The sequence below is a fragment of the Pseudophaeobacter sp. 1A09344 genome, from assembly GCF_041008745.1.
Lineage (GTDB): Bacteria > Pseudomonadota > Alphaproteobacteria > Rhodobacterales > Rhodobacteraceae > Phycobacter > Phycobacter gallaeciensis_A.
This window is the reverse complement of the sequence record NZ_JAXGFS010000010.1, coordinates 36,579-51,204: the sequence shown is the minus strand read 5'-3', so window position 1 is coordinate 51,204 and position 14,626 is coordinate 36,579. Positions and strand designations below refer to the sequence as shown.

Sequence of the window (14,626 nt, the reverse complement as noted above, 5' to 3'; positions counted from 1 at the left end):
GCCCGCCAGATTGGCGGGCCTTTTTATTCTACTGCGAAGCGTATGATGCCGCGTTACAGCTGCGCCATGACCTCGTCCGAGGCTTCGAAGTTGGTGGTGACACGCTGCACGTCGTCGTCATCTTCCAGCGCATCGACCAGCTTCATCAGCTTCTGCATGCCTTCCAGGTCCAGCTCGGTGGTGGTGGTCGGCTTCCAGATCAGCTTGGTCGATTCAGACTCGCCCAGTTCCGCTTCGAGCGCGTTGGACACATCGTTGAGATCGGTGTCGGCGCAATAGATGATATGGCCGTCTTCCGAGCTTTCGACATCCTCGGCGCCCGCTTCGATGGCAGCCATCATCACGGTGTCCGCATCGCCAACCGAAGCGGGATAGGTCACCTCACCCTTGCGGTCGAACATGAAGCCGACCGAGCCGGTCTCGCCAAGGTTGCCGCCGTTCTTGGTAAAGGTCGAGCGCACCGTCGAAGCGGTCCGGTTCTTGTTGTCGGTCATCGCCTCGACGATCACCGCAACGCCGTTCGGCCCGTAGCCTTCATAGCGGATCTCGTCATAGTTTTCCGCATCGCCGCCGATCGCCTTTTTGATCGCGCGTTCGATCACGTCCTTGGGGACCGATTGGCTCTTGGCCTCTTTCACCGCAAGACGCAGGCGCGGGTTCTTTTCAGGATCCGGGTCGCCCATCTTCGCGGCCACGGTGATTTCCTTGGCCAGCTTGGAAAAAAGCTTTGAACGCGCGGCGTCCTGACGACCCTTGCGGTGCTGAATATTCGCCCATTTTGAGTGGCCTGCCATGCGCCAGCCTCCATTTCTACCGATTGATCTTGTCGGGGCGTTTGATACAGCCCTGCATCGCGGGCCGCAAGAGATTGGTGCCAAAGCCACCTCAGCAGCACGCCTCAAAGCTTCAGGCACACAAATCCGTCCGGCTTTCAGGCCAGTACTGGCATCGGCTGCGGCTTTGCGCGACACTGCCCCCATTACCGGAATGACTGTCCCGGCGTTTGCAGGGCTTCATGCCGGATTTAACCAGGGACAGGCAGCAATGACATTTGACCAAGGCATTCTTTTCACCATCTTCGCAGCGGTCTTCGGGATGCTGCTCTGGGGGCGCTACCGCTATGATCTGGTGGCCTTTTCAGCGCTGATGGTGGCGGTGGTGATCGGCGTCGTCCCGGCCAAGGATGCCTTTGCCGGTTTCGGCCATCCCGCGACGCTGGTGGTGGCACTGGTGCTGATCGTCTCGGCCGGGTTGGTGCGGTCTGGCGCGGTGTTCCTGATCACCCGCACGCTGGTCGACAGCAGCCGCGCCCTGGGCCTGCATATCAGCTTGATGGGCGGGATCGGCGCGGTCCTGTCGGCCTTCATGAACAATGTAGCTGCGCTCGCCCTGTTGATGCCGGTGGATATCCAGACCGCGCGCAAGGCGGGCCGCGCGCCGGGGCTGAGCCTGATGCCGCTGAGTTTTGCGACGATCCTTGGCGGTATGGTCACGCTGATCGGCACCCCGCCCAACATCATCATCGCCTCGATCCGCCAAGACACCCTTGGTGAGCCCTTCCACATGTTCGATTTCGCCCCGGTCGGCTTTGTTGCCTCGGTTGCCGGTCTCGCCTTCGTGGCCCTGATCGGCTGGCGCCTTATTCCGCAGCGCGAGAACGCCGCCGGCGCGTCAGAGGCGCAGATTGCCGATTACATCGCCGAATTGACAGTGCCCGAAGAGTCCCCCCTGATCGATAGGCGCCTGGGAGAGCTGGACAGCGAGGCGGAAAAGGCGGACGTGGCGATTCTAGGCCTGATCCGGGACGGCAAACGACTTTATGGTCGTGCCGCCGCATACAGCCTGCGGGCCGCCGACACGCTTGTGATCGAGGCCACGCCCGAAGCGCTGGACGAGTTCCGCACAGCGCTGTCGCTCGATTTTGCCGATGCCGCGCGGCAGGAAAAGCTGACCGCCGCGGGCGAAGGGCTGGAGCTGGTCGAGGTGGTGGTGCCGGAAACCGCGCGCGTCAACGGGCGCAGCGCCCAGGCCGTCGGCCTTGCCTGGCGGCAAAGCACGGTCCTGTTGGGCATTTCCCGGCAAGGGCGGCGTCTGACCAGCCATATCCGCCAGACCACCATCGAACCGGGCGATATCCTGTTGCTGCTCTGCCCGCGCGACCGCAGCGCCGATGTGACCGAATGGCTTGGCTGCCTGCCACTGGCCCAACGGGGCCTATCCGTCACCGCCAATGATAAAACATGGATGGCCATCAGCCTGTTTGCTGCAGCTGTAGCGGCGGCCTCGGTGGGCCTTGTCTACCTGCCAGTGGCGCTCGGGTTGGTGGCAATTGCCTATGTGCTGACAAAGATCCTGCCGGTGGCGGAAATCTATGATCACATCGAATGGCCTGTGGTCGTTCTTCTGGGCTCGATGATCCCACTCGGCGCCGCGCTGGACAGTTCCGGCGGTACCCAGCTGATCGCCAACGGCCTGATCGGCCTGACCGAGGGCCTGCCTGCCTGGGCGATCCTGACCGTACTGATGGTGGTCACAATGACGCTGTCAGATGTGCTGAACAACACGGCCACGGCCATTGTTGCGGCCCCGGTGGGTATCCAGATGGCAACGGCGCTGAACGTCTCCCCGGACCCGTTCCTGATGGCGGTCGCCGTGGCGGCCTCTGCGGCGTTTCTGACTCCCATCGGCCACAAGAACAACACGCTGGTGCTTGGTCCCGGTGGCTATCAGTTCGGCGATTACTGGCGCATGGGACTGCCGCTGGAAATCCTGGTGATCGCGGTTTCGATCCCGGCCATCCTGTTCTTCTGGCCGATGTAATCGCGCCTCAAAGAGGCCAGAACAGCGGGATAAGGGCCGAGGCCAGCAGGCCGATGCTGAGGTTCAACGGAATGCCCACGCGCAGGAAGTCGGTGAACTTGTAGCCACCCGGACCATAGACCAGCATATTGGTCTGATAGCCGATGGGCGTCGCAAAGGATGCCGAGGCCGCCACCATCACCGCAACCACCAGCGGACGCGGATCCAGCCCCATCGCCTGGGCAAGCCCGATGGCGATGGGGGTCACCACCACCGCCACCGCGTTGTTCGACACCAGCTCGGTCAGCACCGACGTCAGCAGATAGACCGCCCAGACCAGCAGGAAGGGTGGCAGGCCGGACAGGCCCGGTGCGATGGCATTAACGATCAGCGCAACCGCGCCCGAGCTTTCCAGCGCAGCGCCAATCGCCAGCATCGAGAAAATCAGCGCCAGTAGCCGCCCGTCGACAAAGGAAAACGCCTCATCCGCGTCGATGCAGCGGCTGACCAGCACCAGCGCCACCGCGACAACCGACAGCATCAGGATCGGCGCAACGCCCAGCGCGGCCAGCAGCACGATTCCTAGAAGCGCCGCGATCGCAAGGGGTGCGTGGCTACGGCGATAGGCCCGCTGCGTCGGCTGAGAGACATCGGCCATATCCGTATCCGCCGCCAGACGCTGAATATCCGCAGGGGCGCCTTCCAGCAGCAGGGTATCTCCGACCCGTACCACCAGATCGTCGAGCTGCACACCGATGTTCTGATTGCGCCGGTGCACCGCCAGCACATAGACACCATAGCGGCGACGCAGGCGCATGGCACCCAGCGAGCGCCCGACCAGACGGCAACCAGGGGTGATCAGAACCTCGACAGTCTTGGTCTCCACCGCCGACACCTGATCGACGCGCTTCAGTTCTTTATTGCTTTGCAGGCTCAGAAGTTCGGTCATCTGGGTGCGCAGCACCACCCGGTCCCCGACCTGAAGTTCGACGCCTTTGAGGTTCCGCCGCAGCGAGACATCGCCGCGGATGACGTCGATCAGGCGCACGCCCGGGCGTTTGAACAGCTGAACGCCGGAAACCTCACGGCCGATCAGGTTGCTTTCGGGGGGAATGACTGCCTCGGTGAAGAATTTCATCTTCGAGCGGTCGCTCAGAAGATTGGCCAGGTTATCCCGGTCCGGCAGCAGTCGCGGCGCGATGAAGCGCAGGTAGACCATGCCCCAGATCACAAGAATGACCCCTAGCGGCGTGACTTCGAAAATGCTGAAAGCCGCCAAACCCTGTGCCCGGGCCACACCATCCACCAAGAGGTTGGTCGAGGTGCCGATCAGCGTCAGCGTGCCACCCAGGATCGCCGCATAACTGAGCGGGATCAGCATCTTGGAGGCCGAGACATCCAGCGTGCGGGAGATCTGGATGAACACCGGGATCATAACCACCACAACCGGCGTGTTGGAGACGATAGCAGAGGCGCCCACGACGAAGGCCATCAACATGGCAACGGCCAGCTTGGGGCTGACCTCGGCCTGTTTGCGGGCAATCGCGGTAAAGGCATCCAGCGCCCCGGTGCGCACCAAGGCTCCCATGATGATGAACATCGCCGCAATCGTCCACGGCGCCGGGTTGGAAAGCACCGGCAGCGCCGCATCATAAGGCAGAACGCCGGTGATCAGCATCAGAGACACCCCAGCGAGGGCCACCACCTCGGTCGGGTAGGTTTCCTTCAGAAAGGCCAGAAACATCAGTGCGACGATCAGAAGGGTGATCAGGGCGCTGCCGTTCTGAGCGACTTGAAAGACATGCATGTGCGGCAAATATCCTACCTGGTTTGCGATGCTGCGGTCCCGCCCATTATGCCAGACCGGCACGGAGTGTCCCCGATCCTAAATTGCGGGGCAAGCACTTCTGCACCCCGCCCACAAGCATTTGGCATCTCACGATGATTTCAATGCGCATTTGGTGGCCGGAGCGACAGGTCAGTGGATCAGACCGGTGCCGCGCCTTGCAGCAGACCACCGTCCCGGACCATGTGGATTTCCTTGGCCGCGCCGGTGCGGTCGTCTGTTACGATAAAGACACCCGACAGGGTCGCCTCCCCTTCCGCCGGGGTGAAGCGGCTTTTGGGCATGCCAGTCAGGAACCGGCGCATCGGTTCGGCCTTGTCCATGCCGATGACGGAATTGTAGTCGCCGCACATGCCCGCATCGGTCAGATAACCGGTGCCTTCGGACAGGAGTTGCGCATCAGCGGTGGGGACATGAGTGTGGGTGCCGACCACCAGCGAGGCCCGGCCATTGCAGAAATGCCCCATCGCCATCTTTTCCGAGGTCGCCTCGCAATGCATGTCGACGATCACCGCCTGCGCCAGCCCGCCGCGCGGATGCGCCTTCAGCACGCCTTCGACGGCGCCAAAGGGATCGTCATAGGCCCGCTTCATGAACACCTGACCCAGCGCCTGCGTTACCAGCACCTTGCGCCCGCCGGGCGCGTCGAACAGGCGATATCCCCGCCCCGGTGCGCCTTTTGCGAAATTCAGTGGCCGGATGATGCGCGGTTCCTTTTCGATGAACTGCATCATGTCCTTTTGGTCGAAGGCATGATCGCCAAGGGTCAGACAATCAGCCCCGGCGTCAAGCAGAAGCTTGGCGTGATCGCCGCTGAGCCCCATGCCATTCGACGCGTTCTCGCCGTTGACCACAACAAAATCCAACCGCCACTCCTTGCGCAGTCGCGGCAGGTTTTCGGTGATGGCACGGCGCCCCGCGCGGCCCATCACATCGCCTAGAAACAGAATTCTCATGGCTCAGTCCTAGGCGGCGCTGCGACGGGGAACAAGCCCCCGACGCGCCCTATGTGGCGTTTTTCGCCTCAAATACCGCGAGCCACATGCGACCTAAGCCCCTTCCCTATCGGGAAAACTGGATGATACGGCTTTCGGTCACGATCATGTCAAGCGGCTGATCGGTCGGCTCCAGCGGCAGATCTTCCGCCTCCTGCGCGTCAAAGGCAAAGCCGATGGCCAGCGTCGCCCGCTTGCTGCGCAAGAGCTCCAGGGTTCGGTCGTAAAAGCCGCCACCATAGCCAAGCCGCCCGCCGGACAGATCAAAGGCCACCAGCGGCACAATCAGGATCTCGGGTTCAAAGAAGTCATCCACCGCAGGTACCATCGCGCCAAATGGTCCTTCGCGCAGCGGCGCATCGGGCTGCCAGCGACTGAATCGCAAGGGCAGACCTGCGCCTTCGATCACCGGTACGCCGACGGCTCCATGGGCTGCGGCTTCGGCCATGGCAGGCAGCGGATCAATCTCGGTTCGGATCGGCATGTATCCGGACAGTGGAACACCGCGATACCCGGCCAGCACCTCGGACAGATGCCCGGCGGCACCGGGTTTTCCCATGTCGAAGGCCTCTTTGCGCCGGGCAAAGGCCGCCTTGCGCGCTTGTGCCTTGATCGCTGCCAGATCCGCCATTGCTCCCTCCTTTGCCGGGATTGAATGCCTAGAGAAGAACCAGCCCAGCCAGACCGAGGAAGGCAAAGAACCCAACGATATCGGTCACCGTCGTCACAAAAGCCCCCGAGGCAAGTGCCGGGTCCACATTCATTTTTTCCAGCATAACCGGCACCACGGTCCCGGCGAGGCCTGCCACGACCAGATTGATGACCATCGCGACGCCAATCACCGCGCCAAGCTGCGGCGAGCCGAACCACAACAGCCCGACACAGCCCATCACAACGGCAAAGATCAGACCGTTGACCAGCCCCACCAGAACCTCACGCCGGATCACCCGCCAGACGTTTGATCCTGTCAGGTCGCGTGTGGCCAGCGCACGCACCGCCACCGTCAGCGACTGGGTGCCGGCATTGCCGCCCATCGAGGCCACGATGGGCATCAGCACGGCGAGGGCCACGAACCGGGCGATGGTATCTTCGAACATTGAAATCACCATCGACGCCAGCACCGCCGTTACCAGGTTGACCGCCAGCCAGGGGAACCGCCGCTTGGTGGTGTCAATCACCCGGTCCGACAGGCTGCCTTCGCCGACACCGGCCAGGCGAAGGATGTCTTCTTCGTGCTCTTCATCCAGAACCGCCATGGCATCGTCGATGGTGATGACACCCACAAGACGCCCCTCGTCATCGACCACCGGGGCCGAAATCAGGTGATACTGGTTAAAGGCATAGGCCACGTCTTCCTCGTCCTGATCGGCGGGAATGACCTGGAAGGTTTCTTCCCTGAGATCGGTAAGCGGTACCTCGCGTCGGGCCGACATGATCCGGCCAAGGGTGACATTGCCCACCGGATGCAGGCGCGGACTGACCATGACCACGTGATAGAACTGCGCTGGAAGGTCCGACCTTTCGCGCATGAAATCAATCGCCTGCCCCACCGTCCAGTGTTCCGGCGCCATCACCACTTCGCGCTGCATCAGGCGGCCGGCGGAGTTTTCCGGGTAGCTCAGCGATTGCTCGATCGCGACCCGGTCGGAATCCTCCAGCGCGTCGAGAATGGCTTCCTGCTGCGGCTCCTCAAGGTCCTCCAGCAGGTCGACCACATCGTCGCTGTCCAGATCCCGGACTGCTTCAGCCAAAACCTGCGGGTTGAGGATCGCGATCACTTCCTCGCGGATCGCCTCGTCCAGTTCTGACAGGATTTCGCCGTCGAATTCGCGGTCATAAAGCCGGATCAGCCGGGCCCGGTCATAGGCGTTCACCTGCTCCAGAAGGTCGGCGATGTCGGCCGCGTGCAGCGGCTCCATCAGGTTCGCCAGCTCGGCCTTGTCGTTGGTATCCACAGCATAAAGGATCTGCGCCACGCGGCGGCGATCCAGCATATAGGCGTCGTCCTGGCCCTTGTCGGTCCCGATGGTCTCGTCGCCTGTGCTCATACGCTGCCCCTTCCGATGCTTGTCCCATGAATAGAAGAAGCTGCTACCGGAAAACAATGACAATGACACAATTTACCGCCGCGCGCGCCGCGCGTATCCTGCATGCGGTGAATTCGCACGAAAGGACAGCACATCATGAGCAACGCCCACATCCTGCGGGGACAGGTCCTGTCCTTTCAAGGCTCCCCCTTTGCCACCGAGGCACCGCAGGAAGCGGCAAGGCTGAGCGAGGCAGTGGCAGTGCAGGATGGGAAGGTTGCCGCCGTCGGCAGCTTTGACGATCTGCGCCAGAGGTTTCCCGCAGCCGCGTTGCATGATCATGGGGAGAAGCTGATTCTTGCCGGCTTCGTCGATGCGCATGTGCACTATCCCCAGACCGCCATTATTGCCAGCTGGGGCAAGCGGCTGATCGACTGGCTGAACAGCTATACCTTCCCCGAGGAGATGCGCTTTGGTGATCGTGCCTATGCCGATGAGATCTCAGCCCGCTATCTGGACCTGACCGCTGCCCATGGCACCACCACGGTCTGCAGCTATTGCACCATTCACCCCGAAAGCGTCGATGCCTTCTTCACGGCGGCGCAGGCGCGCGGGCAACGGGTTGTGGCGGGTAAAACCTGTATGGACCGCAACGCCCCAGAAGGGCTGCAGGATACGGTTCAGTCTGCCTATGACGACAGTGCGGCGCTGATCGCGCGCTGGCACGGGATCGACCGGCTGGATTATGCGATCACGCCGCGGTTCTCCCCCACCTCTACCCCTGAACAACTAGAGGCCATCGGCGCCCTCTGGGCCGCCAACCCCAGCTGCCTGATGCAAACCCATCTGAGTGAACAGACGGATGAGATCGCCTGGGTCAAGGATCTGTTCCCGGATGCCCGTGATTATCTGGACACCTACGAGGCCTTTGGCCTGTTGGGCGCACGTGGCCTTTATGGGCATGCCATCCATCTGGAACCGCGCGAACGTGACCGGCTGCGCGAACATGGCGCCGCGCTGGTGCATTGCCCCACGTCGAACACCTTCATCGGGTCCGGGCTGTTCGATATGGCCGGACTGATGGCCGAAGGGCAGCGGATCGGCCTTGCCACCGACACCGGCGGCGGATCCAGCTTTTCCATGCTGCGCACCATGGCGGCAGCCTATGAGATCGGCCAGCTGCGCGGCACGCCCCTGCACGCGGCCCAGCTGTTGTGGCTGGCAACGCAAGGCTCGGCCACGGCGCTGCGGCTTGAAGACAAGATTGGCAATGTCGCCCTGGGCATGGAGGCCGATCTTGTGGTGCTCGATCTCGCCTCCTCCCCCGCCATCGCCCAGCGCGCCGCCCGCGCCGATGACATCTGGGAGGCCACCTTTGCCACCATCATGATGGGTGATGACCGGGCCGTGTCCGAAGTGTGGATCGGCGGGCGGCAGGTCTGACGGCCCGCCCCGCCAGAAACCCTCCGTTACGCCTTCTCGGCCAAGGCGCGGGCCAGCTGACCATGGCGTTCGATCAGCCGCGGCAGATCAAGGCTGGTGACCTCTCCGCCAGAGATGATCTGACGCCCTTCCACGAACAGGTGTTTGACCTGTGTCGGCCCGGCCAGCAGCAAGGCCGCCGGGTCCCAGCTGCCGCTGGAGGCAACGCCGGTCACATCCCAGACTGCCACGTCGGCGCGTTTGCCGGGGCTGAGCCGACCGCAATCGGGACGACCCAGAATATCAGCGCCGCCACGGGTGGCGATTTCCAGCGCCTCATAGGCGCTCATGGCATCAGCGCCCTGCGCAACCCGCTGTAGCAGCATGGCCTGCCTCGCCTCGCCGATCAAGTTGGCGATATCGTTGCTGGCCGAGCCATCAACGCCCAGCCCCACCGGCACCCCGGCATCGCGCATCGCCCGTACCGGTGCGATACCGCTGCCAAGGCGGCAATTGGAACAGGGGCAATGCGCCACGCCGGTCCGGGTGCGCGCAAACAGATCGATCTCCTGCGCGTCCAGCTTGACGCAATGGGCGTGCCAGACGTCATCGCCGGTCCAGCCCAGTTCCTCGGCATATTGCCCGGGCCGACAGCCGAACTGCGCCTCGGAATAGGCGATATCCTCATCATTTTCGGCCAGATGGGTATGCAGCATCACGCCCTTGTCACGCGCCAGCAACGCCGCATCCCGCATCAGGTCGCGGCTGACGGAAAACGGCGAACAGGGCGCAAGCCCCACCCGGCACATAGAGCCCTCAGAGGCGTCGTGAAAGCCATCAACCACGCGGATCATATCTTCAAGAATGGCCGTCTCTTGCTCGACTAGGCTATCCGGCGGCAATCCCCCGTCGCTTTCCCCGATGCTCATGGCGCCGCGTGTCGGGTGAAACCGCAAACCGACCTCGCGGGCGGCATGGATGGTATCCTCCAGCCGCGCGCCGTTGGGATAAAGGTACAGATGGTCAGAGCTGAGCGTACAGCCGGAGAGAGCCAGTTCCACCAGCCCCAGCTGGGCAGAGACGAACATCTCCTCCGGACCAAAGCGCGCCCAGATCGGATAGAGCCGTTGCAACCAGCCAAACAGCAGCGCGTCCTGCGCCCCGGGCACTGCGCGCGTGAGGTTCTGATAAAGATGGTGATGCGTATTGACGAGGCCCGGCGTCACCACGCAGCCCCGGCCAGATACGATCTGCCCTGTCGTGCGCAGCCCCTGTCCCACCTCGGCAATCTGACCGCCCCGGATCAGAACATCTGCATCGTGCAATACGCGGCCCGCATCATCCATGGTGATGACGGTGGTCGCATTTTGAATCAGGATTTCCTGCATCGGTTCACACTCCTTTGTCACCCGTTTCGGTTTTGGAAGTGTGAACTGGCCCGACAGAATACGGGTAAAGGACTCGGGCCGTGGCGGTGCTATACAGCACTGCCATGGCCGCGCTCAAGCCCCGGACGGGACCTGATCAGCTGTTTTTCAATAGGGCCAGCGCCGCCGCGTGCAACTCGGCATTGGCGGCGGCAAGCACCCGGCCGCCTTCATGGGCCGGGCCGCCCTCCCAATCAGTTACGACACCGCCTGCAGCCTGGATCACTGCGATCGGGGCCTGCACGTCATAGGCGTTGAGGCCCGCCTCGATCACCAGATCGATCTGCCCCGCCGCCAGCAGTGCATAGGCGTAGCAGTCCATGCCATAGCGCGTCAGCCGGACCTTTCCGGAGACACGTTCGAACCCAGCACGTTCTTCAGGGGTGCCGACTTCGGGGAAGGTGGTGAAAAGGATCGCCTGATCCAGCGCCGTGCCGTTGCGGGTCGCCAGATCGCGTGCGCCCTGTGGCCCGGTCATCTGCGCCAGCCCGGCCGCGCCGATAAAGCGTTCGCCGGTGTAGGGCTGATCGATCACGCCCAGCACGGGGCCGTCTGCCTCGGACATGGCGATCAGCACCCCCCAGGTCGGCGTGCCGCTTATGAAACCGCGGGTGCCATCGATAGGATCCAGAACCCAGGTCCGGCCAGAGCTGCCTTCGACGGGAGCGAATTCCTCGCCCAGGATACCATCATCAGGGCGCAACTGCGCCAGCACCGCCCGCATCGCCAGTTCCGCATCGCGATCAGCGACGGTGACCGGATCGAACCCGTCCTCCAGCTTGTTGTCCGCTCCAAGAGTGGCGCTACGGAAATACGGCAGGATCGCTGCGCCGGCCGCATCGGCCATCTTCTGCGCAACGTCCAAATCGGAATCAGGATTCTGTGTCATGCGATGGCGGTGCCATCTGGCCGCACGCTATTCAAGAAAAAAGACCCCGAAGGGTCTTTTCACTTTCAGGCTGCGTCGCTGAGCACACGGGCCAGCTCGAACAATCGCCTGCGCTGGTTCTCGGGGATCGCGTAATAGGAACGCACCAGATCCAGGGCCTCTTTATCGCCCATCAGATCCTCGGGCACCGACGCCTTGTCTGCCTTGTCGGCAGGGGCCTTATCCTCTTCCTGTAGACCATCGAAAAAGAAACTGACCGGGACGTCCATCGCGTCAGAAATATCCCAAAGGCGGGAGGCGCTGACCCGGTTGGCACCGGTTTCATATTTCTGAATTTGCTGGAACTTGATGCCGACTTTCTCGGCCAGTTGCTGCTGTGTCATACCAATTAGCCAGCGACGGTGACGGATCCGTTTGCCGACATGCACATCTACAGGATGAGCCATGTGCTATCTCCTAGTTATACCAAAGTGGTTCGCGCCCAAGTAGCCGCGATGATTGCTAAATCCGTCAGGATATCAACACTGGCCCGCGTTACCGGACCTTCTAAAACCGCGACAGAGGCTCAACCCCTCAGCTGAGCTTACGACCTCCACGGTTGAATTCAAGTGCGACAAAGGTCAGTCGCGGTTGAAGATATCCAAATACATGATTTCATGCATCATTTTGTCATGCTAATGCGACCAACAACATGTGAAATAATGCCTCCCCATAAATAGCGAGGTGAATTTGCGGCGTCTGTTGTCAAACAGTCACGCAACGAATCACCTTTCGCGCGGCAAAACCAAGAGGACATCATGCAGGCTTATCAGGTCACCGCCTTCGACGCCGCCCCGGAACTGATCGAAATTGCCTGCCCGGCTCCGGCTGCAGGCCAGATCGCTGTCAGGATCGCCGCCTGCGGGCTGAATTTCGCGGATCTGCTGATGCAAAAGGGCACTTATCAGGACACCCCCACCCTGCCCTTCGTACCGGGCTTGGAGGTCTCTGGCACGGTAACCGCACTGGGAGAAACGGTAACAGAGTTCAAGATCGGTGACCGGGTTGCAGTCTTCTGCGGTCAAGGTGGCTTGGCTGAAGAAGGTGTGTTTGACGCCAGCCGCGCGGTCCGCATTCCGGACAGCATGAGTTTTGAACACGCCGCCGCGCTGCAGATCGCCTATGGCACCAGCCTGGTGGCGCTGGATCACTGCGCCTGGTTGCAACCGGGCGAAACCCTGCTTGTCACCGGCGCTGCCGGAGGCGTTGGGCTGACCGCAGTGGAGATTGGCAAGCTGATGGGCGCCCGCGTTATCGCCCATGCGCGCGGCGCCGACAAACTGGAAGTGGCCCGGGCCGCTGGCGCGGATCACCTGATCGACGACAGCGAGGATCTGCGCAGCATCGTCAAGGACCTGGGCGGCGCCGATGTTGTCTATGATGCGGTCGGGGGCCCGGTGTGGAAAGCTGCCTTTAGGGCGACTAACCCCTGCGGGCGGCTGCTACCGATCGGGTTTGCCAGCGGCGAAGTGCCCCAGATCCCGGCCAATCATCTTCTGGTCAAGAACCTGACCGTGATCGGCTTTTATATCGGCGGCTACATGAAAGCCCGGCCAGAGGTCATTCAGCAGGCCTTTGCGACCCTGTTCGACTGGCACGCGGCAGGCCGGATCAAACCGCATATCAGCCACGTCCTGCCACTGTCGCAGGTCGCGGAAGGAATGGAGCTGCTGCGCAGCCGGGCCTCGACCGGGAAGGTCGTTATTACCCCGTGAAAGGTAAATAGAACCGGGAAATCACCATCGCACGGTTATAGGGCCATGGCGATCACATCCCTTTTCGAGAGCCGTTTACTCCCTCAGCCCCTTTGATCAGCCCGCCGCGCGCAACTGCGCCGGACGCAGAGCGGCAAACCCCTGCCGAATGATATTGGCCAGATCGCCAACATACTCGGCCCGCACCCGGTCCGCGCCATAGAGGTTGATCTGCTGCACCGGCAAGGCAGGCAGCACGCCGCCGTGTTCGATAACCTCCTGATGCGCAGGTTGGGTGCCCTCCAGCAGAACACCAATGGCAAGGTCCGCGCTCACCGTGGCCTCCACCGTGCGGTCGGATTCGCTGTCCACCGCCATATCCCACTCGATCCCAACCTCATCCAGTGCTGCGGTTGCAGAGGCCCGGAAAATACAGTTGCGGCAAAAGCCAAGACGCAGCGGTTGCTGCCGCCAGGCGGAGCCGTTCACCGCGCCGATCCAGCGTAGCGGCATTTCGTGGATGGGCTCGCCACCCTCGCCCGCAGTTCCTTCGGTTGTCAGGATCAGGTCATAGGCCCCTTTGGCGAAGCCGGCCTTCAGATCGCGGGTATTCGAGGTCACCAGATTGACGCTGACGCGGGGAAAGCTGGTGTTGAACCGCTGTAGTACGCGCGGGATGACCGGATAGACCACGTCATGCGGCACCCCCAGAACAACCTCACCTTCAAAAGCCTGATCGGTCAGCCGGGTGATCACCTCGTCATTGAGCGCGACCATGCGGCGAGCATAACCGAGCAGCTGTTCCCCCGATGGGGTCAGGGCAATGGAGCGCCCCGACCGGTCCAGCAGTTCAAGCCCCAGCAACTCCTCCAGCCGTTTCAACTGCATCGAAACCGCCGATTGAGTGAGATGCAAAAAACCTGCTGCGCGTGTCACGCCGCCGTTGTCTGCCACTGCCACAAATGAGCGCAGCGTCGTCAGGTCCAAATTTCTAATCATCACGACCTCTGATGGAAGATATCAAAAACATTCGTTTCCAATATTAATCACACTCCCCCATATACATCAACAGAATTGATAAAGGCCCACGATACCATCACGAACGAAAAAAAGGACAAGAGCCATGACCTATATCTCCACCACCTCGGTCAGCCCGAAACCCCGCCGCAGCCTCGCGGATCGCATCAAAGGCGCATTCGCTCTGACCCGCCAGCGGCGCGCGCTGGCAAAACTGGACGCTGAGGCGCTGGCAGACATCGGCATCAGCCGCGACGCCGCCAAGGAAGAGGCCCGCCGCCCATTCTGGGACGCACCGGATTCCTGGACGCGCTGACAGAGACCTCACAGATGACAAATGACGACTGAAGGCGCACCCGCTGTAATGGTGCGCCTTTTCATGTTTTTGCGGCAAATCTTTTCATCGCAGACTTGAACCGTATGGGCTTTGACCCGATATTTGACGGGAATGTTGTGCATGGCCGTTGAACT

General features: G+C 62.0%; 13 protein-coding genes. 4 read left to right on the top strand and 9 right to left on the bottom strand.

What is annotated here, in order from left to right:
- Positions 1–53: 53 nt before the first annotated feature.
- Positions 54–794, bottom strand: coding sequence for a YebC/PmpR family DNA-binding transcriptional regulator (locus SM765_RS16850; RefSeq protein ID WP_065270771.1), 741 nt, complete (start codon positions 792–794; stop codon positions 54–56).
- A 250-nt stretch (positions 795–1,044) separates the two neighbouring features.
- On the opposite strand from SM765_RS16850, the gene SM765_RS16845 reads away from it, so the two are divergent.
- Positions 1,045–2,820 (top strand): SLC13 family permease, encoded by a 1,776-nt coding sequence (locus SM765_RS16845; protein ID WP_274838632.1) that lies wholly within the window; start codon positions 1,045–1,047, stop codon positions 2,818–2,820.
- A gap of 7 nt (positions 2,821–2,827) precedes the next feature.
- Here the strand turns inward: SM765_RS16845 and SM765_RS16840 are convergent, their stop codons facing one another.
- The 4 genes from SM765_RS16840 to mgtE all read right to left on the bottom strand — a co-directional run bounded on the left by SM765_RS16840 (position 2,828) and on the right by mgtE (position 7,688).
- Positions 2,828–4,606: an SLC13 family permease gene (locus tag SM765_RS16840; protein WP_274835733.1), complete on the bottom strand. Its 1,779-nt coding sequence runs from the start codon at positions 4,604–4,606 to the stop codon at positions 2,828–2,830.
- Positions 4,607–4,785: 179 nt separating this feature from the next.
- Entirely contained in the window at positions 4,786–5,601 is an 816-nt protein-coding gene (locus SM765_RS16835; protein ID WP_274835734.1) for a TIGR00282 family metallophosphoesterase, read from the bottom strand.
- Positions 5,602–5,707: 106 nt separating this feature from the next.
- Complete coding sequence (locus SM765_RS16830) at positions 5,708–6,271, bottom strand: 5-formyltetrahydrofolate cyclo-ligase (protein ID WP_274835735.1); 564 nt, start codon at positions 6,269–6,271, stop codon at positions 5,708–5,710.
- Between the two features lie 28 nt (positions 6,272–6,299).
- Entirely contained in the window at positions 6,300–7,688 is a 1,389-nt protein-coding gene (gene mgtE, locus SM765_RS16825) for a magnesium transporter (protein WP_065270774.1), read from the bottom strand.
- 135 nt (positions 7,689–7,823) lie between these two features.
- Here mgtE and guaD point away from each other — a divergent pair, with 135 nt between their 5' ends.
- A complete protein-coding gene (gene guaD / locus SM765_RS16820; RefSeq protein WP_274838631.1) occupies positions 7,824–9,110 on the top strand; it encodes a guanine deaminase in 1,287 nt (428 codons plus the stop codon).
- Between the two features lie 26 nt (positions 9,111–9,136).
- On the opposite strand, the gene SM765_RS16815 is transcribed toward guaD, so the two are convergent.
- From SM765_RS16815 to SM765_RS16805, 3 genes are all read right to left on the bottom strand, one after another.
- Entirely contained in the window at positions 9,137–10,477 is a 1,341-nt protein-coding gene (locus SM765_RS16815) for an 8-oxoguanine deaminase (RefSeq protein WP_274838630.1), read from the bottom strand.
- Between the two features lie 136 nt (positions 10,478–10,613).
- Complete coding sequence (gene hisN, locus SM765_RS16810; protein ID WP_274838629.1) at positions 10,614–11,405, bottom strand: histidinol-phosphatase; 792 nt, start codon at positions 11,403–11,405, stop codon at positions 10,614–10,616.
- Between the two features lie 65 nt (positions 11,406–11,470).
- A complete protein-coding gene (locus SM765_RS16805) occupies positions 11,471–11,851 on the bottom strand; it encodes a helix-turn-helix domain-containing protein (RefSeq protein ID WP_065270778.1) in 381 nt (126 codons plus the stop codon).
- Positions 11,852–12,202: 351 nt separating this feature from the next.
- Here SM765_RS16805 and SM765_RS16800 point away from each other — a divergent pair, with 351 nt between their 5' ends.
- A complete protein-coding gene (locus SM765_RS16800) occupies positions 12,203–13,159 on the top strand; it encodes an NADPH:quinone oxidoreductase family protein (RefSeq protein WP_368981638.1) in 957 nt (318 codons plus the stop codon).
- A 96-nt stretch (positions 13,160–13,255) separates the two neighbouring features.
- Here SM765_RS16800 and SM765_RS16795 read toward each other — a convergent pair whose 3' ends face one another.
- Positions 13,256–14,137 carry a LysR family transcriptional regulator gene (locus tag SM765_RS16795; RefSeq protein ID WP_065270780.1) on the bottom strand — a complete coding sequence of 294 codons (882 nt, stop codon included), beginning with the start codon at positions 14,135–14,137 and terminating at the stop codon, positions 13,256–13,258.
- A 124-nt stretch (positions 14,138–14,261) separates the two neighbouring features.
- Here SM765_RS16795 and SM765_RS16790 point away from each other — a divergent pair, with 124 nt between their 5' ends.
- Complete coding sequence (locus SM765_RS16790) at positions 14,262–14,471, top strand: DUF1127 domain-containing protein (RefSeq protein ID WP_065270781.1); 210 nt, start codon at positions 14,262–14,264, stop codon at positions 14,469–14,471.
- Positions 14,472–14,626 lie beyond the last annotated feature (155 nt).